Raw genomic sequence first — 21113 nt, 5'->3', positions numbered from 1 at the left:
ATTGTAACATACGCCAGATGATCCTGCTACGGAAATTGCATGTACGGGCTATGCTGCAACTGCATCCGGCAACCTGGCACTCCGCCTTCGTTATACCTTGATGAATAAAAGTATTAAAGTTCTTGCGCATTACCTTATTATTCAAATATAGTGTAAATTAAGAACTATTTTGAAGTTAATTTTTTTATAGGGTGGTCAGAAAATGAATAAAATGGGTTATGATTGCGTTTGTCAGGCATGGGATGTTTTTACATCTGTGAGGTCCGGATTGTATGTCTAAATATGCAAAAAGTTCTATAGCAACTTTAGTCACTCTTGGTCTTCTAGTGTGGATTCTTTACGGCATTATGTCTATTCTTCCTGATCCAGCAAAGTATGTACAAAATCAGTATGATCTGGTAAAAACGGAAGGCGCGGACAATAGTCTTTCCACCACCTACCACGCTCCACAATTAAAAGTATCCGAAGTTGCCGGTGCACTACAGTCAGAAAAAGCCCCTAAAGAAATCAGCCCTGTATCCGAAGATAAAATGGTGCTGGTGTATGACGATGAGATCATTACGATCACACAAGGGGAAGACGGATCGGATGTCGAGGTAGATACCTACGAGTATGTTCATGATAACTTCGATGAAGCGGGTGCCTTGCTCGCAGGCTTTATTGCCGCCGATCTTCTGGATGATATCATGGAGGACACAGCCAAGAAGAAACAATATAACTCCTACAAAAATAATAAAAACAATACGTCTGCCGCCAAGACGGCAACTAAGCCGGCTGCTTCACCTTCACCGGCACCGGCTGCAAAAGCGCCCACGACTTCATCAAGCGGCACCGGCTCATTTACGACCAAGAAGGATTCAGCTGCCAGCAGCTCCCCAAGCTCAAAGCCTGCTTCCAGCCCTTCCGGCTCGGCCAAAGAAAAGAGCCCGGCGACCGGAGCAACCGCCAAACCGCCGACTACTTCTGGCGGCTCGGGTTCATTCACAACCAAGTCGAGCCCTTCGACAGCTCCGTCCAAAAGCAGTTCCGGCAGCAGTTCCGCTTCTTCAGGAAGCGGCTCCTCGAAGAGCAGCGGTTCCAGCTCTTCGGGCAGTTCAAGCTCAAGTAAGAGCAGTGGTTCCAGTTCTTCAGGCAGTTCAAGCTCAAGCAGCGGTTCCGGCTCCTCCGGAAGCTTCAGTTCCTCCGGAAGTTCAAGCAAGAGCAGCTCATCCAGCAGCTCTTCAAGTTCATCAAGCAGCGGGTCCTCTTCATCTTCCAAATCCAGCTCTTCTAAGAAATAAGATATACAGCACAAAAAGTCTCCGGCAATGAAGTGCACCTCCAATTGTTAGACATATTCTAACGATTGGGGTGCACTTCACAATCAGCCCGGAGACTTTTTCCTTTACTTTATAAAGCAGCCCTGATAACGAACCCCTGTGAAAGAATGCTACAACTGCCGCAAAGCTGCGTCCAGATCTGCCAGAATGTCGTCGATATCTTCCAGGCCGACCGAGTATCTGACCAGTCCATCAGTGATGCCGCGTTCCAGCCGGACCTCCGGAGGCATGGCCGCATGGGACATCATCGCTGGATAGGACAGAATGCTCTCCACCGCGCCGAGGCTAACCGCTACCAGCGGAATGCTCACGGCACCTAACAGCTTCTTCGCACGCTGACCTCCGCCTACGTCGAACGATACGACCGCTCCGTAGCCGAGCGACTGCTTCTCGTGAATCTCACGGCCCGGATGATCCGGCAGCCCCGGGTAATAGACCCGCTCGACCGCCGGATGGCTGCTCAGCCACTCCGCCAGGCGCCGGGCATTCTGCTCGTGCGCTTCCATCCGCGTCTTCAGCGTCTTCATGCCGCGCATGAGCAGCCAGCTGTCCTGCGGCCCGAGTACATTGCCGAGACCGTTCTGGATCTGCTTCATCCGGTCTCCGAGGCTGTCGCTCGCGACAACGGCGAGCCCTGCGAGCACATCGCTATGCCCGCCGAGGAACTTGGTCGCGCTGTGCAGCACGATATCGACACCAAGTTCAATCGGACGCTGATAATACGGCGTCATGAACGTGTTGTCGAGCATCGTGAGCAGCCCGTTCTCCTTCGCCCAGCTGCAAATAACCGCGATGTCGGTAATTTTGAGCGTAGGGTTCGAAGGCGTCTCCAGGAAGACCGCTGCCGTATTCGGCTTCAGCGCCGCTTTCACTTTCTCCGGATCAGTCATATCGACGAATGTCGTCTCGATATTCATCCTTGTGAGAATAGCCGTCAGCAGGCGGTATGTCCCTCCATATACGTCTTCCGTGCAGATGACATGATCTCCGCTCGACAAAAGGAAGAACGCGGACGAAATCGCCGCCATGCCTGATGCAAAAGCAAATCCGCGCGCGCCGCCTTCCAGCACGTTTATGTAATCTTCCAGCGCTTGACGCGTCGGATTGCCGGAGCGGGAATAGTCATACTGCGGCGGGTTATCCAGCGAGAAGTGATGGAACGTGGAAGCCTGGTAGACCGGTGTGCTGGAAGCACCTGTAGTCTTATCGATTTCTCCGCCGAAGTGAAGAAGCTTGGTGCCGAATCCGCGATCGTCCGTCATTCCTGGGCACCTCCGTCCAGCTCCGCCTGCGCTTTCTCTATCGCTTGAGCCAGATCGGTAATCAGATCATCCACATGCTCGATGCCTACAGAGAAGCGGAGCAGCCGGTCATCCACGCCGACCTTCTCCCTGATTTCGAGCGGAATGTCCGCATGCGTCTGAACGGCAGGATACGTCATGAGAGACTCGACACCGCCGAGGCTTTCCGCGAAAGCAATCAGCTTGACATGACGCAGAATGGGCTCGATCAGGCGGGCATCCTTCATTTTAAAGGAGAAAATCCCCGTATTGCCGGATGATTGCTTCTTCTGTACGGCATGACCCGGATGGGATTCCAATCCGGGATAGAAGACCTCCGCTACCAGCGGATGCTCATCCAGGTAAAGGGCAATCGCCGTAGCATTCTGTTCATGGCGCTCCATGCGCAGCGCCAGCGTCTTCATGCCGCGCATAAGCAGCCAGCTGTCCTGCGGACCGAGCACCGCTCCGATGGAATTATGCAGGAAGGCCATTTGTTCGGACAACTCCTGTCCTTTGGTTACGATCAGCCCTGCGAGAACATCGTTATGGCCGCCCAGGTATTTGCTCGCACTGTGGATAACGATGTCGGCTCCCAATTCGATAGGGCGCTGCAGATAAGGTGTGAGCAGCGTGTTGTCCACAATAGTCAGCACATTCTTGCTCTTCGCCCAGCTGCAAACCAGCTCCAGGTCAGTCACCATCATGAGGGGATTCGTAGGAGTTTCGATCAGCACAGCCTTCGTATTCGGAAGATAGGCTTCTTCCAACGCTTCCACATCATTGGTATCCACGTAAGAAGCGCTTACGCCAAAACGGGACATAATTTGCTCAAGCAGCCGGTAAGTGCCTCCGTATAGATCAAGAGAAACGATCAGGTGATCTCCTTGGCTAAACAGGGTGAAAATAGTCTGCAGCGCAGCCATTCCGGAAGAACAGGCAAATCCTGCATCGCCCGACTCCAGATCCGCTATTGCGTCCTCCAGCACTTTACGCGTTGGACTCTTGGTACGCGCATAATCGAATCCTGTACTTTCTCCCAGCTTAGGATGACGGAATGCAGTTGCTTGATACACCGGGAAACTTACTGCCCCTGTAACGGGTTCGGATACTGAACCGATTTGCGCCAAACGACTCTCGATATTCACAGGCTTCTCTCCTCCAATATATAAGGTATCTATAGACAGGCACTAAGTGCGCTGAGCTCTCTTCCCGCATTCAGATCATATGGCGTTTCTTGGTAGACATAATAGTTCAGCCAGTTGGAAAATAACAGGTTGGCATGGGCCCGCCAAGTGATAAGCGGCTTTTTGCCGGGATCGTTGCCCGGGTAATAATTTTTAGGAATTTCAACGTCCAGCCCTTTGTTTACATCCCGCTCATATTCCCATTTCAAAGTCAGCGGATCATATTCGGAGTGCCCCGTCACGAAAATCTGCTTGCCGTCTTTCGTAGATACAATGTAAATTCCCGCCTCATCCGACTCGGACAAAATAACCAGCCGGTCGTCTTTTTCAATATCCTCGCGGCGTACTTCGGTATGCCGGGACTGCGGGACGAAGAAGACTTCGTCGAACCCTCTGAGCAGCTCCACGTTCTCCTCGCTGATCGTATGAGGGAAGACGCCGAACAGCTTTTTGTCCACCGAATATTTAGGAATATCGAAATGGTGGTAAAGACCGGCCTGGGAAGCCCAGCAGATATGAAGCGTCGAAGTCACATTATCGGAGGACCAATCCATAATTTCCTGGAGTTCCTCCCAATAGTGGACATCTTCGAATTCCATCTGTTCAACGGGTGCCCCCGTAATGATCATCCCGTCGAATTTCTCGTCTCGAATATCTTCGAACGTTTTATAGAACATCTCCAGATGTTCCGGAGAAGTGTTTTTGGAAGTGTGGGTCTTGGGATGGAGCAGAACGAATTCGACTTGCAGTGCCGTATTGGAGAGCAGACGAAGCAGCTGCGTCTCCGTAGTTTCCTTAGTCGGCATGAGATTGAGAATGACAATCCGCAGCGGGCGGATGTCCTGGTGGTAAGCGACGGTCTCATCCATGGCAAAAATATTCTCATAGGTCAACACTTCTTTTGCTGGAAGATTATCGGGAATTTTAATAGGCATCTGTCGTTCCTCCTTGGAAAAGAAAATAAAAAGGCCTTCTCAAAAAAGTTGAGAAAGGCCTGTTCATCCTTATGCAAACATGCTCTCTCTCATCTCCCAGAAGCTGCACAAGCAGCTCCCGCAAGAATTAGCACCGTGCATTGCTCCTCGGGGATACAATGTCGGTTGCCGGGTATCATCGGGCCAGTCCCTCCACCTACTCTTGATAAGAAAGTTTATTCGGTTATCTTCTATCTTAAAGGCTGCCCGGTAAAAGTCAAGACTTTTACGAATAAATTTTCTCCATAATCTAACAAGCCCTGTAAAAATAAAGGGGAATACAGCTTTGCGCCTTTCACCATAAAAGGCATGGGGCATACGATAAAATGAACACTTTTAAAGCGATAAATTCCCGGGGCTTCCTGCTTGAATCGCGGAAATTGTAGGTATATACTAGACAAGTGTTCGACACGGAATAATAAAGGGGGGAAACATACGGATGGACGGGGACCGACCGAGAAGGTGCAGCTTCGGAAGTGGCAACGGAATGAGTCAAAGCCTTACAAAATCAAATACAGCGAAGCGCAGCCGGCACTCCAGCATCCGTAGGTTTCCCTAGGACTCCTGTGGATAGGTGTGCTCTGAGCTGTTTCGCTCCAAGAGGTGAAACGGATGAAAACACGCCTGGTACAGAAAGGCGATTTTACAATGGTGGAAGATATTCATGACACGCTGACACCACCCGAGTCCGGCTTTTATTGGATCGATGCGGACGTGGATGACCTGGTGCTGCTCCAGCCCCTTTTCCACCTGCATGATCTGGCTGTCGAAGATTGTTTAAGTGAAGAAGAACAGCGGCCTACGCTTGAAATTTACGATACGCACTATTTTATCGTTTTGAACAGTATCCGGTTCGATGACGAAGAAATTTTCTTGCGCGCCCTCAATATATTTTTAGGCAAACATTACATTATTACCGTAACCAGACAGAAAATTCAGGAGCTTCGCGCTATCAAACCTCAGCTGTGGAATGAAGAAGTGAACAGTCCGGACCGTTTTCTATACCATCTGGTCGACCTGGTGATTGATAATTATGTCAGCGTAGGCGACCGGATCGAAGATAAAATCGAGAAGCTCGAAGAAGATATTCTGATGAATACGAAGAAATCTCATCTGAATGAGATTATCGGACTCCGCGGGGAAATTCTGTGGCTCAAGAAAATGCTGGTCCCCCAGCGTGATGTCGTCGCCACCTTGAACCGCAAGGAGCTTCGGCTGATCGATAACCAGCTGCAGAAGTATTTTGATGATATTCATGATAATGCGGTTAAAATCGTCGATACCTTCGATACCCTGCGCGATCTGATGGGCAACTTACGTGAAGCCTATCAAGCGAGTGTGGCCAACCGGGCCAACGAAATTATGAGAATCTTTACCGCATTGACCACCATCTTTATGCCGCTCACCTTCGTTACCGGCCTGTTCGGGATGAATTTTACGAATGTTCTCGGCATCCTGGAGATTCCGCACGCAGACATTTATATTTTTGGCTTAATGGGCATTCTCGGCTTATGTATGTTTATTCTATTCCGTAAAAAAGGCTGGATCTGAACATGGACCAGATACCGATATACACCTAAACAGCCGCGCTGTTAATGTTCCCGACGGGAGCACTAACAGCGCGGCTGTTTGGATTTATGCAGGGCGTACCCCAACTCTTAAGCAGCAGAAGGTACCGGTTCGACTAAGCCAGCGAGTGAGCAGCATAAGAACTCTCACTGCGCAATTTTGCCGGGGTCACGGCCTAGTTTAATGCCAGCCATCTTCTGCAGCCGGTACGAATTCATCCATGAAGGGGCCTATTTCCTAGGTCCGCTGAGACCGCCGATATGCTGGTCGTAGGATTCGAAGATTTTGGCTGCGATCGGAGCAGCCCCATACTTACCGAATCCTCCCTCCGGAACAATGACTGCGACAGCAAGCTTGGGATCTTTCTCCGGGGCAAAAGCAATAAAGACGGCGTTGTCGATATGACCGCCCGAAACTTGCTGCGTGGATGTCCCTGTCTTGCGTGCGACGGCATAAGGCAGCTTGTCAATGCCCTCCGCCCCGCTCTTCATTCCGTTAATGACCGTGCTCCAATACGAATCCGGCAGATCTACCTCATTAAGAACTTCAGGCTTGTAATCTTGAACCACTTCGCCCTTATCATTCAGCATCTGCTCGATGAACTGCGGCTTCATGCGTTTGCCGCGGCTTGCCAGAGTAGCTACGTACTGCGTAAGCTGGAGGGTGGTGTATTTACCGTTCTGCCCCCAGGAGGCATAGACCATGGCAGACTGATAACTGCTTGTTTTGGCAGCCGCATCAATTTCGGACATTCCATCGTATTCCCACGGCAAACCGCTTCCCGTAACCACGCCAAGCCCGAATTCTGCCAGATGTTTCTCCCAGGCTTCTCCGGATTTCTTCTGGTATTTGTTATAGAAAGGAATGCCGATCTTGGCTGACATAAACGTATTCGAAGATACTTGAATCGCTCTTGTCGGCGATAGGGAGCCGTAACTTGCCCCATCTGAATTGCTGATCGTGCTGTTATCCTTACCGAATGAGAAGGAACCGCCATCGTAATAAGTGCTGCCCGTCGACAATAATTTTTCCTTCAAACCGACCAAGACGGTCAGCGGTTTAATAGTGGAGCCGAGATAAACCAGTGAGGACGGATGCTTCTTCTGCTGTTCTTTCGGAAAATTGGCCGGAGCATTGCGAATGGCCCCATTATTGACGAAGTTCTCCGTTGTTGCCTGCTCCTCTGGCGAATATACTCCATCGGACCAGATATTCGTGTCGTAATCCGGCATCGAAGCCATCGCTACCACCTTGCCCGTATCGACTTCCATCGCTACCGCATAGCCGGAACGGGCATATGGAGCGGCAAATTTACCATAGCCGGACGGAGGATTGTGAAGCCATTTGAGCTGATCCACAATAGCTTGCTCCGCATCCAGCTGGATCTTGGAATCGATCGTCAGACGCAGGTTTTTGCCCTTCTCCGGTTTCTCGATCGTAGGGTTACCTACGATTTTGCCCTGAGCGTTAACCGGATACACTTTGCGCCCGGGCAGACCTCTCAGCTCATCCTGATACATCATTTCAAGACCGTCATAACCGACCATTTCGCGAAGCAGATACTTCTGATCCTCCCGTTTTTTATAGAAATTCAAGCTGTGGGCCGTATCATATTTCCTCATATATCCGACAAGCTGAGCGGCAATGGTGCGGGGATCATATTGCCGGATACTTTCCTCCACAACTTCAAGTCCCGGAAATTCATCCCGGTTGGAGAGCAGAAAGGCTATCTCTTCTTTGCTGAGATTTGCTTTAATCCGCCTGGGCTCTGAATACGGCAGCTTGGGATTGAGCTCCTTGGACATGGTGATGTCATACTCCAGATCCATTGCCTTCACAATTGCCTCAGCCGTCATCTTGGGCAGGTCAGGATTACCGTACTCAGCAAAGACACTTTCAAGCCTGCGGGCCTTCTCGATGCTTTGTTTAATCAGAATATCCTTCTTAACTCCGCCTTCCACGCGAAAATAGAGCGACTGGATCGACTGGGAATTCGCAAGCACAACGCCGTCCCGGCTGAGAATATTCCCCCGGATGGGCGGAAGCACGGTTGAATCATGCATAACATCCATTTTATCTTTCTGATAAGCAGCGCTTTCAACAAATTGAAGATACGATAAACGGGCAATCAGGACACAAAACAAAAGAAAGGTGGCAAAGAAAAAAAAGTTAATACGAAGGGTAAAATGCAGTCTTCTGTCGGTCTCCTTCTTCTGCGGGTCGTCCCCTGAAAATGTCTGTCTCATAAACAGCCCTCTCTTAGAAAATCTATAGCTTCAGTTTAGCAAACGGTCTCCTTATTTACAATTCATACCAATCGTTTCTTTGCTCTTTCTTACTCCCGGGCAGAGAGAGTATCCGGAAACAAAATATGCAGAATGACGGCAGTGACCTAGATAACATAGACCGCGCAGGCAGAGATTATCGTTGTGAGAGAACTAGCGAATGATAACATTCAGATTAAGGGAGTTCTTAGAGCGAGATGGGAATAAGGCAGATGATTGCGAGGAGTGGTAAACCCTATGAGGTAAGTACGCATTGCATCAGGCGTTAATCGTCACCCGGCTTCACCCGGCTTGTTCCTGCCGAACGTTAGCCTGCTCCTTCCGGACTTTAAAACGCAGCAGACGCAGCCATTCATAAACCTGATCCGCAGTCGGTGCATCCGGCAGGTTCTCACCATAGAGTCCTTGCAGGACCGGTTTCAAATATCGGTCTCCCAGCTCGGCAAACAATTTCTCCGCTTCAGCCAGCTGATCAGCAGGAATATTCATGAGCTCTTTCTCTACAGAAGCGAGCACATCGTAGCCCTCTTTTTCGAGTTCTTCCAGCAAGTCCACCAGCTCACGGGAAGTGAATGCAAGCTCTGCACGAAGCTTCCCCAGCCCGCTGCCCTCCGCCATCGCTTCAAGCAGCTTGCGCTTGCCGCTCTGACGAGCCGCTTCCTTCTGGACACGGCGTTCTTTCTGACGGTTCAGCCAGACATCAAATGCCAGCCGGTCTGTCCGCTCCGCTACCCAATCGAGAGGAAAATCGGTGCTGCGCTGCATATCTTTGGTGATACGAAGAACATCACCGCCGTATTTGGTGGCGCGGTTCTGACCGAAACCGGGAATATGAAGAAGCTCCTCGATAGATTTCGGGCAAAAAGCGGCAATCATCTGCAGCATACGGTTGGAAGCGAGAATAAACGGGGAACGGCCTTCTTTGAACGACTGTTCCCGCCTCCAGCTCCGCAGCTCCTCATAAATCCCTTCATCCGCATTACATTCTCCGTAAAAATGCAGCAGTTGGGTCGATTCCGCCTTAGCCGATAATACGGCTGCCTCTTCTCCAATCCCTTTCAAGAGGGGCTTGTAGCCTTCCGCCAGCTTGTTCTGGAGTCCCAGCCTGATGGCTTCAAGCAGTTCGCTCCATACTTCTCCCTCATACCAGATATCTTGTACCTGATTCCCATCCGCCTGGGTCTCATTCCACAAGGCCTGCCAAATGCCGACCTTCTCTCCTGCAAAAAACTGGGCCTGCCTCATACGACCTTCTCCAAGGGGCTTCTCTAACGTCGTTAAATAAATCACATTCATACACTCGACCTCCTGTACATAATAAGCCCGGATACGCAAAAAGCACCTCTCCTCCATGCTGAACTAGCATGCGGAGAGGTGCTTCCTCTGTACTGAGCTTAACCAAATTATACCATTATTCATATATAGTTACAAGTAGCTAGGCAGGTTATTTGTTACGCGAGCTTTGGAGCTTTGGAACTTTGGAACTTTGGAATATGAAGCTTTCTCCCACTAAACACAGCAGCATACATAAATTACAAACCTGAGGGCTTCGCACAAGTGTTATTCTAGCGTAAGGTTAACAAAACTCCTGCTTTATCGTCCGACTGCTTGAACCTTGCAACTTGGCGGCAGGCCGCATCCTGCCGCTCGAATGCCTCCAGCTCCTCTACGGCGGAGGCGAGTCCCGCGGCGGCAATCCCCCGGACCCACTCAGCCGGGTCCGCTCTATGTTCCTCCCGCCACGGATAAATACCGTCGGTAACGAGCAGCAAGTGCGCGAGGCCGGAGCGGGCAACCGTCCCGCTCTCCAGGTGCCGCACCAGCCCGGCGTCTCCGTTAACGACGCTGTAGCCGCCGGAGCGGTTGGCGCGCCTGCGGTTAGCCCGCAGCGCGTCGTTCACCTCCGGCGGCCGGTGTCCGCGCTCCCAGTCGCCGGGGTAATCCCGGCGCCAGAGCGCGAGCGCACGCTCATCATGGGACTCTACAGAGTCCCGTGTCAGCGTGCGGACTCCGCCGTCCGTGTAGACGGCGTAGAGCATGCAGTCGCCTGTCTGTACCCAGGCGACGCGGTCCTCGTCCACGCGCACTACGGCGTGGACGGCGCCCCACAGGCTGCCGGTATCTCCAGAGCCCACTCCGTGGCGCTCCATTACCCCGCGCAGCCGCATATTCGCCTCGAGCGTGATGCGCTCGAGGTCATCCACGTCGGCATCGGCGAAGCATGCCGCCACGAGCCCTGACGCGATGCAGCCGGCTGTACGGCCGCTCGCGTCCCGGTACGGCGTCAAGCCGGAGACGCCGTCCGCGACGCCGTACATGCTGCGCTCCGGCAGCGTGATAAGGGCGTCCTCGTTGCAGACGCCCTGGCCTTGACGCAGCAGCGTCTCGGCCGTAATTTCTCTCTGCATGAGCATCCCTCCCGTAAACATGTTCTATATTGCAGCCGGCAGGCACCTCTGTCCCAACCAGCCATCATGCAGGCCTTCCGTTTACGGAAACAGTATCTCTTCTTCCAGCCATTCGGCAGGCCCCATCCTTCTGACCTTACCCGTGGATCATCTCCCCTTCAATCATCGTCCAGACCACTTGAAACCGCTCATCAAGAAGCACTAAATCCGCTTCACAGCCGGCTTCGATCCTGCCCGCCTCAAGAAGCCCCAGAATTTCGGCGGGAGTTGTCGCTGCCATCCGGACCGCGTCCACCAGTGAAATTCCGAGCTCATTAGTCAGACGCAGCGCTTCGTTCATAGTCACCGTGCTTGAAGCAAGCGTCCCATCCTTCAGCCGGGCCACGCCATCTTTGACCGCAACCTGATGCCCGCCGAATTCATACGTTCCGTCCCCAAGCCCCATCGCCTGGAGAGCATCCGTAATGAGTACCATACCTTCCGGTCCTTTGATCTTGTGCATAAGCCGGACGATCGCAGGATGAAGATGGACGCCATCCACAATCGCCTGGAGACTCACCTGCTCTTCTTCAAAAGCTGCGGCTACCAGCCCGGGATCTCGATGATGAATCGGCCGCATGCCGTTAAAACAGTGAGTGACATGACTCGCCCCGGCTGCAAAAGCGAGTTTGGCCTCCTCATAAGTCGCATCCGAGTGCGCGAGCGCGATCACGATATTCCGTTCTTTGAGCAGGGCGATAAGCTCCATTCCCCCTGGCAGCTCAGGAGCTATCGTGACCATTTTGACAAGGGATCCGGCTTCGTTAAGAATCAGGGTCATTTCCTCAAGGTCGGGATGACGTAAATGCTTTTCATTCTGCATGCCTTTGCGTTTCGGGTTCAAATAAGGCCCTTCCAGATGGATGCCGGCAATTCTGGCCCCTCTCTCCTGTCCGGCAGCCCCTTTCACACTGCGGATCATGCGCAGAAGATCGTCCATATCGGAGGTTACAGAAGTCGCCAGAAATCGGGTACAGCCAGTAGCCGCACAGGCAAGCGATACGGCTTGGATGCTCTCCAGAGTTCCATCCATCATATCAAAGCCGCTCGCACCATGAATATGTACGTCGATCATTCCGGGAATTAGCAGCCGGCCCCCGCCATCGATCAGCTCGTAACCTTCATTCTGAATTTGAACCGGAGCAGAGGAATTCCCCCCCTCAATTCTTTCGATTTTACCATTTTTTATCCAAACATCGGCTGAAGCGAGTATTCCGGTCGGCAGGGCAACTTGTACATCCCGCACCACTCTATTAGTCATCACGGCTTCTCCCCCAAATCATTTTCTTCACTTAAAATCCAGTCTCCGGCAAGCAATTCTTCGCAGCTATAGGGCTTTCAAGGTACAAACCTAGGGAAACGATTCATTCTCCCATTGCTCCTGGCTTCATCTTAACGCGTATTCCGATACATTGGCAAAACTTTCATGGATATTTTGTTTAATAGGAACAGCCTCAGAGAACTTACTTGAATCTGCACGGCTCCTCTCTTGGACGGCAGCCCTTCCTTCGGCTATAATCGGGAGTATCAACTGGAAAATGGAGTGACGGCCATGTCTGATTTCGATTTTTTATATGATCATACCGAGGACACCTCGACCCGCTTTGTCTGCTTTATCAGCCCGTCCATGTGCCGTTTTGACCTGGCCATCCTGAATACGAACCGTTTTTATGGCAAAAAGCTTATTATCAATCTGCAATCCGGCAAATCGGCCGTTATCGGCCCCGATGATCTCGATGAGGAAGGCTATCTGGAGCATGTGTTTAAGCTGGGGGAAGAAGAAGCCGAGGAACTCCGTTCATTCTTGTACCAAATCGTCGGCACCGTAAATTTCACGGATATTTGAACCAGCCTGCGGGAAAACTGGGAAAAGAACAATTACCGCGGCACTGCGCCGCTTTTCCCAGGAGGGACTCTCATGACTGAAGGGTTTACCGAAGAAGAGCGCCGGGGCACCGATCTGCCCACGGTCGAATCCCAGCGAAACGATACCATACCGGAGGAATTTCCCGAAGGACCTTACGGATCGCCGATGGCATCTCCAACATTGGGCAAAAGCACTCCTTGGCGTGAAGACCAGCGTCCCACAAACCGCTTCCGCTATGAAAACCGAGATCTGCACGAAGGGATCGAACGTGACTATCCCGGTGATGATCAGACCGAGGAGCTGTAGGAACTTCCCACTTGGTTTCTAGCGGCTCCACCCGCTTTCCTGAGCATTTCCAACAGAAAGAACCCCCTGGAATACATCCCTATTCGGGTCGTCTTCCAGGGGGTTCTTTCTGTAAAGATCGTCGCTGCAAATGCAGCCGTCTTTTTTTAAATAATCAGACTGCTCATCGCAAAAGCAACGCCGACATAAACCGTAAGCAGTAGAATACCTACGGCTGTGTTACCGTTCTTAAGTTGCTCGGACAGCTTGACGCCCGGCGTCAGCCAGTCGAAGATGACATAGGTGAACAGCAGGCAGAGATAGCCGATTCCAAACCAGAGCGCCATGTGCAGGATAGAGGAATTGGTATAAGCCGCAACTCCCAGAATAATGGCCGTCCCCATAAATTTACCGCCAAATGCCAGGCCCACCGCGTTATTTCCTTTGCTGAGCTCTTCCAGATCGTTGAACGGCGTTATGAAGCTGAATATCACCATACCGGCAAACTGCAGAACTAGAATTACGATAAAACTGATTAATAAATCAAAACCGATCAATTCGCCCACCCCCTGAACTTCGACATCGCTAAATCATAATCGGAAAAATCATGTACTTCTTCGAGCACCACTTTAACCCGCTTTTTATCTTTTAATTCCGCATACCGTTCTTTGGAAATCGGCTGCTTGATGTTATGTCCTGAAGGGAGCTTCACGACTGCGAAGTCGCGCTCTTTGCTTTCATACTGGGTCTTGTAGACACCGATGAGATCAACCTCTGTCTCGATTTGAAGCTTTAACTGATCCATATCGGTCTTTGCTTCTTTTTCCGTTTTAAAAGTCTTGAGGGGAGTCCAGGCGGAAAGCGTTACATCGTTCTTCCCGTCTGAAGCGGTCTTCATCTCGGCGGTCATAAAGCTGAGCACCCAGACATTATCACCTGTCGCATAGTTATTATCGTTAGGCAGCATCTGATTGTTAGGCTGCAGGGTCATATCTCCCCCGATCAGATCTCCAACCTTGGACTGCTCGATTTTGTAGTCCCATGGAACTACAGAAGATTCCGCTGAACTAGAAGAGTTCGCGGACGGATCTAACACATTCGTTTTATCTCCGGCGCATGAAGCAATTAAACCAAGCAGCACAAAGGCTACAATGATGCCGATGATGATCCGGTTGCGCATTTTACGCTGCTGGGACCTGCCGGTCATAGATTTCTTATTCAATTTGGTCAACTCCAATCGCCACAAAATGACTCGCATTGCCCGTAATCAAGCCGCCCGCGCGGCCCAGAAGCCCGCAAGGCTCGCCGTTAATCACGAACATGCCGGTGAGCAGCCGGTATTCGCCTTGGGCAAGCTGAACCCTCGGCAAATCGGCCCGCTCCTGGTACACATTCTCGAATAACGTGCTTGTATCGAAGCCTTCTTCGTCCTGGATATCCATATCCCCGGAAGAGGCGTACATGCGCACGGAACCGCCTTCACGACCAAACATCGATTTGGACACGTAACTGCCCTCAAAAACCGGCTGGTTATAAGTCGGAAGCATATAGCGTTCTATCGCTTCATGTTCTTGACGGGTGAACAGCTGCACACCCATTTCATGCAGCCCCCAGATCACAGCCTGCAGCCCTTTGGACTGCAAAATAATGGCATGAATAGGATTGAACAAATTCAGGCGGCCAGTTTCAATCGCATACGCGAGAGCTTCCCCGCCGTCATCCACGCCCATCCATTCTTTGGGGTAAAGAGCAAACATGCCCGAGATCGCCCGGTTATCCGAATCTTTGAGAATCCCTTCGTCTACCCACAAATCGAGACAGTCCACACAGCGCATCTGTCGCCCGCTATGCTTCACCAGAGCATCGATGGTTCCGGAATCCTCCAGATGCTTGCCGTAGTCGATACAAGCGGCCGCTTCCGGCTGCTCTTCCGACCAAGCCTGGCGCACCTGTTCCGCCATGACTGCGTTCGGACTGCAGACACCGTATTGACGGGACATCCATGGCGTCACGATGGAAGATTCCACGTACCCGGTCGGTGTATCCGCATTCAATTCAAGCAGCTTCACCCTGCCGTCCTCCGACACACTGAAATCAAAACGGGCGTACCGGCTGATGAGGCCGGGCGGCCCCGGTTCGAGCTGATCAAGCCCATCCCAGAGTACCTCGGGAATGCTCAGCATCTCATACAGATCACGCCTGCCGAGTACAAAACGCGCTCCTTTATCGAATACGGACCAAAGCATCCTGGAAGCCTGCTTTACGTCTTCGTAGACTTCTCCATTCATAACGACGAGCTGATCGATCCAGTACTCTTCGGCCCCGATATCGGCCCATGTAAATCCCATCCTGCCCAGTTCAGCCACACGGGCTTTGCGGTCTTCAAGCGGCTGTCCGACCACACGAAACGCTCTATTATCCATTAGCTGCCGCTGGAAGAACTGCCGGATGAGCTGAAGCCGCTCGATTTACCGCCGATGCTCCCGGACGATGATGAACTGGATTTGCTCGATGAGCTGGAACCGGAGGAAACAGAGCCGGAAGTACTCCCGGACTTGGTGCTCGTTGACCCCGATTTGGTACTGCCCGAAGAATTCGATGAGCTATTATTACGGGAGTTAATCGTTGACTTACTGTTAAACGCGCCAGTTGTATTCGAAGTCTTTGGTTTGACCGTCGAATTCGAAGTTTGTTTATTCTGGAATTTGGTCGAATCATATGTCGGTACGGAATATGGTTTCTTAGTCTTGTAATCATAAGCCGGTCGCGAACTGCTCCATCCTCGAGATGAATAAGATCCGCCGCTGTTGAAAATAAGATGGTACAGCATCAAATCTGTCCAGTCCAGTCCGTTGTTATATACAATCGGTGCACTGGAGCCCGTTCCTGCAGCAGATCCTCCATTGGTTGGGGTTGGAGTCGGGCTCGCTTGGCCAGCCTGATCCGGGAGCGGAATATTCCAGTCCATATTCGGATCATAATAGGTCTTCACATCTTCGTTCGACCATTCAATCAGCTTCGGTTCCGGCTTACTCTCCGAGAATGCGGCCGGTACGAGCAGCAGGTTAGCCGCAAGCACCATACCCAGCGAGGTGCTCAGTACGCGGAGCGGTTTAGCTGTCCGGGAAGAACGGGCCGGGCCCGCAGGTGTCCTGCGTCTGGAGTTATCCACTGCCGCTTCGGCAGGCACCGATCCGGCTTCATCTGCTTGGCTGCGTTCTGCTTGATCGGCAGCAGGGTGGACTTCATGCGCCGCCTGAGCTGCCTCCGCTTCTATAGCAGCCGAAATAACTTCCGTCACAGCAGGCAGCCGGACTTGTTGCAGCGCGTCTGCCTGAAATTCAGCGGTGTTCCATTCGATGGCCTGAAGTTCCGGTGGCTTCTGTCCGCTATGTTTACTCCTCACCTTCATTACGAATCCCTCCATGGTCTGACTTTCTGGCTTGAACTTATTCACTATCTTTCTTCACAGGGATAACCAGTACTTCCAGCTTCTCGTTCTCTACATCGAGTCTGCCTTCGATCATCTCGTATTCTTTCCCGCCGATCAGCAGGAAGTTAGCTTGCTCCATCATCGTGAACATAGCCTGGCTCCAGGCTCTCTCGTCGATTGTTTTCAAATCACCATTCTCTAATTTTTCAATAATGCGCACACTTGCTTCCATGGGGTATCATCCTTTCAAACTTCGTATTGGTTAATATTCATGCTCTTTCTAACGTTTGAGCAGGGATTTTGTTTCATTTTTTTATGAATACCCGGGAATGATTCACCCCCTACCATACCAAATTCAAGAAATAGAGGAAACCCTTTTTATGACTTTTGCCCTAAAAAGACAAAATGCGGACCCGCAGCTTAAGCTGACGATCCGCTGTATTTCAGTCGTATCTTTACCGTAACCCAGGGAAGATTCCTCTGCATAGAAATTTGCAAATCCGCATACGGCGCACGTTAGTACCCGCTCCAATTATGGACGATACGGATCTAACACGTTTAATTAGGCATCTACTGTTAGAAACCGGATCATTTCACGGTTAATATGATCCGCTTGTTCATGATTAATGCCATGTCCTGCATCTGGAATAATTTTATAAGGAACCTGGTTCATCTCTAAATCCTTAATCGCAGCAGGATAATTGGATAGCCGATCGTATTGCCCGATTAGGAACAGCGCTTTCTCTTTCAAAACTGAAATGTCTTCGTTCGTAAATTTCTTATATTTGTGGTACATCATCGACTTGTTATTAAAGTATTTCCGCAGATACGTCCAGTGGTTCATAAGCTCTTGGTTACTCTCAAAAACGGTAGAGGTTGGAGCACATAGCTTTCTCAGCAGCTTTTTGGTGTTCTTCTCAGAGGCAGGCAGCAAGGCTTCCGGCATGAACAGCATGACCATTCGGAGCATATTGACTTTGACACCGCCCGCTAATGCGATCACCTTGTTCACCCTGTCAGGATTCGTAATCGTATAGTAGCTGGCTATATAAGAACCGTTGGAGACTCCTGCAAGACTAACCTTTTCCAGGCCGAGCCACAGCAGGATCTCGTTAATCCACAGCGACTGTTCGAAGGTTTTCATATAATTAGCATTGGGTTCGCTTTTCCCGGGTCCCCCTAATGTATCTACAGCGATTACAAAAAAGTGCCGGCTCAGCTCGGATATATTAAATAGCCACATCAGAGCGGAATTGTCACCCACCCCATGAAATAACATCAACGGAGGATTGTTCCGGCTACCCGCAGTAAGGATATGTGTATGACCATAGGTGGTAGGAATATCGCTTTCTTCCACTTCGACTCCCCACTGGCCCACAAGTCTCTCGTAGGAGTCATAGATAAGTTGTTTGCCCTCTGGTTTTTTGAATCTATTTATGACCATATGCATCATCCTCAATTTAGTTTTTACACCTATATTTACCACGAATTTTAATCTAGCCTCTTTTATTTGTAAAGTATATCGGGTTATTTTGAAAAAAATCCGCTATTTTTGAAATATTAATGATTTATAAAAATACAAAGAAGCGACCGTCCCGGTGAAATAAACCCCGAGTCGGCCGCCGTGTGAAGATATTCACATTTCATGTCTATTTTATAAAGCTATACAATAGGCACTCTCCAGCACTTTAACAAGACCGCCAAATTCTAATTCCTCGAACTTTCGGATGGCTGCCTCTTTGCGTAAGCTCCAAGTGCATTCATTCAAATCACATTTAATCGGTACGTCCACTTTAATCGTTGCTAAATTTCTGGATAAGTGCAGCATTTCCAAATTCTCTTCAATTTTTGTCCGGACACCCTTCGGCAGCTTATCCAGGTTTTCAAGAACACCCTCAACGGATTGATATTCGAGAAGTAATTTCAGTGCAATCTTCTCGCCAATCCCCCTTACTCCCGGATAATTGTCACTGGTATCCCCCATGAATCCTTTCAAGTCAATCACTTGCAGAGGCTTAAGCTGCTTCTCCGCCATTAATAAATCCGAGTCGTAGACTGCATAATTTAATTTCCCTTTTTTCATGATGACAACTTTTACACGCTCACTTACCAATTGGAGCATATCATGATCCCCGGTCAAAATATAAACTTCGGAGTCGATGCTCAGTTGATTGGCCAACGTCCCCATGCAATCATCCGCTTCATAACCTACCAGTCCAATATTAGGAATTCCCATTTCCGCTACGACTTCCTTAATCAGATCGAATTGCGGAATTAGCTCAATAGGGGGTTTAGGACGATTTCCCTTATAATCGCTGTACTGTTCGGTCCGGAATGTTGTGCTCCCCATATCCCAGCAGCAAATGACATGGGAAGGTTTAAACGTATTTATGGCATCGAAAAAATATTGAATAAAGCCATATACTGCATTTGTAGGCAAACCCGAGCTGGTTTTTCTTATATATCCGCTATAGGAAGTTGCATAGAAAGCTCTAAAAAGAATGGCCATCCCGTCTACAATCATAACTTTGTTTTGATTTAACACTACACTTCTCCCCAATCCAAACATGATCTGTTTATTTTAACACTTTTACGAATAGGACTCCATGGCAGACAAAGGATTCCAGTCTTCATAGATCGCATAGAAGCGGACTGATTTATTGAAATACGGAGATAAAAAAGACTGTCCCCTGTTATGATATGCTCCCCTTTAAGTAGACAGGTTTAATAAATAAACCGACTACTTGGAGGGGGGCATTTCTTTTTGGCACACATACATGAATATAATGGGACCGAGAAAATGGCGATCATAGAGGAGCTTCAAACAGGTGATGCCACTCGGAAGGAGATCGCCGACAAATACAACATCAGTGTAGGTACACTGGTGAAATGGCGGCATCGGTATGAGTTATACGGGATTGAAGGATTGGAANGCCACTCGGAAGGAGATCGCCGACAAATACAACATCAGTGTAGGTACACTGGTGAAATGGCGGCATCGGTATGAGTTATACGGGATTGAAGGATTGGAAATACGGGTTCGCAATCGCAAGTATTCGCCAGAACTAAAGCTTCAAGCGGTACAGGACTATCTTTCAGGCAAGTATTCACAATATGAACTCATCGATATCTATAAAATTGCAAGCCGAACCCAACTCCAAAGGTGGATTAACAAGTATAATAGTCCTAACAGCTTCAAATCCGTTAACGAAGGAGCAAGGGTTATGACACAGGGTCGGTCTACCACTTGGCAGGAACGAATCGATATCGCGCTCTACTGCATGGCACAAGAGCGCGACTACGCAAAGACAGCCGCACAGTTTAAGGTTTCCTACAATCAGGTGTATCAATGGGTCAAGAAGTACGAGAATGGCGGAGAAGATGCGCTTCAGGACGGTCGTGGACGGAACAAGGCGCCTGAAGAGTTAACCGAGGCCGAGCGTCACAAGTTGGAACTTAAGAAGCTGGCGTATGAAAATGAACGGCTCAGAGCGGAGATCGCGTTTCTAAAAAAGTTGAAGGAACTGAAAAGGAGGCGAAATTAAGCCGGCATCAGAAAATCCATGTGTATCGGGCCATACAAGCGGTACATGACGAACAAGGGTTTAGCGTGAAACTGCTGTGTATGGTTGCCGGGATTGAGCGCTCCAGTTACTACAAGTGGGTAAACCACAAACCCGGCCCGCAGGAGCGCGAAAACGAGCAGCTAACGCAAAATATGCTGGCCCTTCATGCACAAGTGCGAGGGATTTACGGCTACCGAAGGCACACCGTGAAGCTTAGCCGAGACACGGACAAGCCCATTAACCACAAACGGATCCGGCGGCTCATGAAGATCGCAGGGATCCAGTCGGTCATCCGCAGGAAGAAAAAACGATACCCGCGTTCCACACCACAGCACATTGCCGAGAACGTGCTGAATCGCAAGTTCCAGACGGATGTGCCAAATGAGAAGTGGCTGACGGACGTAACGGAATTGAAGTACGGACACGGGCAGAAGGCTTATCTCAGCGCCATCCTGGACCTCCATGGCAACACCATTGTTTCCAGCGTGCTGGGGCATTCGAATAACAACAAGCTCGTATTTGAAACGCTAGACCAGGCGCTTGAGGTTGCGCCGGGCGCCACCCCCATGCTTCACAGCGATCGGGGGTTCCAATACACCTCAAAGAAGTTTAAGCAAAAACTGGATAAAGCAGAAATGATCCAAAGCATGTCACGTGTCGGTCGGTGTATTGACAATGGACCCATGGAAGCCTTCTGGGGAACCTTGAAATGCGAGATGTATTACTTGAATACATACAGCACGTTTGAAAAACTCAAGAAGGACATTGAAGGCTATATCCACTTTTACAACAACGAACGTTTACAGGCAAAATTAAACGGCCTCAGTCCCGTGGAGTTCAGGACTAAGGCCGCCTAGTGTCTTTACTTATTTATAGTGTCTACTTGACGGGGTGCAGTTCA

The 21113-nt window shown here is 50.2% G+C and carries 20 protein-coding genes, 1 pseudogene and 1 riboswitch; of the genes and pseudogenes, 6 read left to right on the top strand and 15 right to left on the bottom strand.

Annotated features, from left to right (window positions below; translation table 11 throughout):
• Positions 1-721 precede the first annotated feature (721 nt).
• The 4 genes from AR333_RS24460 to metA form a co-directional block, all read right to left on the bottom strand.
• On the bottom strand, positions 722-1258 hold the full coding sequence (locus AR333_RS24460) for a hypothetical protein (protein WP_156430788.1): 537 nt from the start codon (positions 1256-1258) through the stop codon (positions 722-724).
• 171 nt (positions 1259-1429) lie between these two features.
• Positions 1430-2581, bottom strand: coding sequence for a PLP-dependent aspartate aminotransferase family protein (locus AR333_RS00095; RefSeq protein WP_068773332.1), 1152 nt, complete (start codon positions 2579-2581; stop codon positions 1430-1432).
• Positions 2578-3747 (bottom strand): aminotransferase class I/II-fold pyridoxal phosphate-dependent enzyme, encoded by a 1170-nt coding sequence (locus tag AR333_RS00090; RefSeq protein ID WP_068773331.1) that lies wholly within the window; start codon positions 3745-3747, stop codon positions 2578-2580. The genes AR333_RS00095 and AR333_RS00090 overlap by 4 nt, the downstream gene beginning before the upstream one ends.
• A 29-nt stretch (positions 3748-3776) precedes the next feature.
• Entirely contained in the window at positions 3777-4721 is a 945-nt protein-coding gene (metA, locus tag AR333_RS00085; RefSeq protein WP_068773330.1) for a homoserine O-succinyltransferase, read from the bottom strand.
• 86 nt (positions 4722-4807) lie between these two features.
• Positions 4808-4933, bottom strand: a riboswitch (SAM riboswitch).
• Positions 4934-5372: 439 nt separating this feature from the next.
• On the opposite strand from metA, the gene corA reads away from it, so the two are divergent.
• Positions 5373-6311: a magnesium/cobalt transporter CorA gene (gene corA / locus AR333_RS00080; RefSeq protein ID WP_068773329.1), complete on the top strand. Its 939-nt coding sequence runs from the start codon at positions 5373-5375 to the stop codon at positions 6309-6311.
• A gap of 248 nt (positions 6312-6559) precedes the next feature.
• On the opposite strand, the gene AR333_RS00075 is transcribed toward corA, so the two are convergent.
• From AR333_RS00075 to nagA, 4 genes are all read right to left on the bottom strand, one after another.
• Positions 6560-8575 carry a penicillin-binding protein 2 gene (locus AR333_RS00075; RefSeq protein ID WP_068773328.1) on the bottom strand — a complete coding sequence of 672 codons (2016 nt, stop codon included), beginning with the start codon at positions 8573-8575 and terminating at the stop codon, positions 6560-6562.
• Between the two features lie 321 nt (positions 8576-8896).
• Complete coding sequence (locus AR333_RS00070; protein ID WP_068773327.1) at positions 8897-9910, bottom strand: HRDC domain-containing protein; 1014 nt, start codon at positions 9908-9910, stop codon at positions 8897-8899.
• Between the two features lie 269 nt (positions 9911-10179).
• Complete coding sequence (locus AR333_RS00065; RefSeq protein WP_068773326.1) at positions 10180-11022, bottom strand: protein phosphatase 2C domain-containing protein; 843 nt, start codon at positions 11020-11022, stop codon at positions 10180-10182.
• 136 nt (positions 11023-11158) lie between these two features.
• Positions 11159-12322, bottom strand: a complete 1164-nt coding sequence (gene nagA, locus AR333_RS00060) for an N-acetylglucosamine-6-phosphate deacetylase (protein WP_068773325.1) — start codon at positions 12320-12322, stop codon at positions 11159-11161.
• Positions 12323-12613: 291 nt separating this feature from the next.
• On the opposite strand from nagA, the gene AR333_RS00055 reads away from it, so the two are divergent.
• The gene (locus tag AR333_RS00055) at positions 12614-12907 is read left to right on the top strand and encodes a DUF3055 domain-containing protein (RefSeq protein ID WP_068773324.1); all 294 of its coding nucleotides are present in this window, start codon (positions 12614-12616) and stop codon (positions 12905-12907) included.
• 72 nt (positions 12908-12979) lie between these two features.
• A complete protein-coding gene (locus tag AR333_RS00050) occupies positions 12980-13234 on the top strand; it encodes a hypothetical protein (RefSeq protein WP_068773323.1) in 255 nt (84 codons plus the stop codon).
• 146 nt (positions 13235-13380) lie between these two features.
• On the opposite strand, the gene AR333_RS00045 is transcribed toward AR333_RS00050, so the two are convergent.
• From AR333_RS00045 to AR333_RS00015, 7 genes are all read right to left on the bottom strand, one after another.
• A complete protein-coding gene (locus AR333_RS00045) occupies positions 13381-13770 on the bottom strand; it encodes a DUF350 domain-containing protein (RefSeq protein ID WP_068773322.1) in 390 nt (129 codons plus the stop codon).
• Complete coding sequence (locus tag AR333_RS00040) at positions 13767-14435, bottom strand: hypothetical protein (protein ID WP_068773321.1); 669 nt, start codon at positions 14433-14435, stop codon at positions 13767-13769. Before AR333_RS00040 ends, AR333_RS00045 begins: the two co-directional genes overlap by 4 nt.
• On the bottom strand, positions 14428-15636 hold the full coding sequence (locus AR333_RS00035; protein ID WP_068773320.1) for a glutathionylspermidine synthase family protein: 1209 nt from the start codon (positions 15634-15636) through the stop codon (positions 14428-14430). The genes AR333_RS00040 and AR333_RS00035 overlap by 8 nt, the downstream gene beginning before the upstream one ends.
• Positions 15636-16625, bottom strand: coding sequence for a hypothetical protein (locus AR333_RS00030; RefSeq protein ID WP_253735682.1), 990 nt, complete (start codon positions 16623-16625; stop codon positions 15636-15638). Before AR333_RS00030 ends, AR333_RS00035 begins: the two co-directional genes overlap by 1 nt.
• 37 nt (positions 16626-16662) lie before the next feature.
• Positions 16663-16878, bottom strand: coding sequence for a hypothetical protein (locus tag AR333_RS00025; RefSeq protein WP_068773319.1), 216 nt, complete (start codon positions 16876-16878; stop codon positions 16663-16665).
• Between the two features lie 330 nt (positions 16879-17208).
• Positions 17209-18090, bottom strand: a complete 882-nt coding sequence (locus tag AR333_RS00020; RefSeq protein WP_068773318.1) for an alpha/beta fold hydrolase — start codon at positions 18088-18090, stop codon at positions 17209-17211.
• A gap of 210 nt (positions 18091-18300) precedes the next feature.
• Positions 18301-19215 carry a 5'-3' exonuclease H3TH domain-containing protein gene (locus tag AR333_RS00015; protein WP_068773317.1) on the bottom strand — a complete coding sequence of 305 codons (915 nt, stop codon included), beginning with the start codon at positions 19213-19215 and terminating at the stop codon, positions 18301-18303.
• 231 nt (positions 19216-19446) lie between these two features.
• Between AR333_RS00015 and AR333_RS25680 the strand changes: the two are divergent.
• From AR333_RS25680 to AR333_RS00005, 3 genes and pseudogenes are all read left to right on the top strand, one after another.
• Positions 19447-19578: pseudogene (locus AR333_RS25680) on the top strand (helix-turn-helix domain-containing protein); the annotation flags it as partial.
• Position 19579: 1 nt separating this feature from the next.
• Positions 19580-20191: helix-turn-helix domain-containing protein (locus AR333_RS00010; protein ID WP_216638954.1), on the top strand; the 612-nt coding region annotated here is incomplete at its 5' end.
• A gap of 20 nt (positions 20192-20211) precedes the next feature.
• Entirely contained in the window at positions 20212-21069 is an 858-nt protein-coding gene (locus AR333_RS00005; protein ID WP_084783406.1) for an IS3 family transposase, read from the top strand.
• Positions 21070-21113 lie beyond the last annotated feature (44 nt).

Origin of the sequence: Paenibacillus sp. FJAT-26967 (genome assembly GCF_001541095.1) — a bacterium.
Classification (GTDB): Bacteria; Bacillota; Bacilli; order Paenibacillales; family NBRC-103111; genus Paenibacillus_F.
This window is presented reverse-complemented; position numbering and strand designations above follow the sequence as displayed.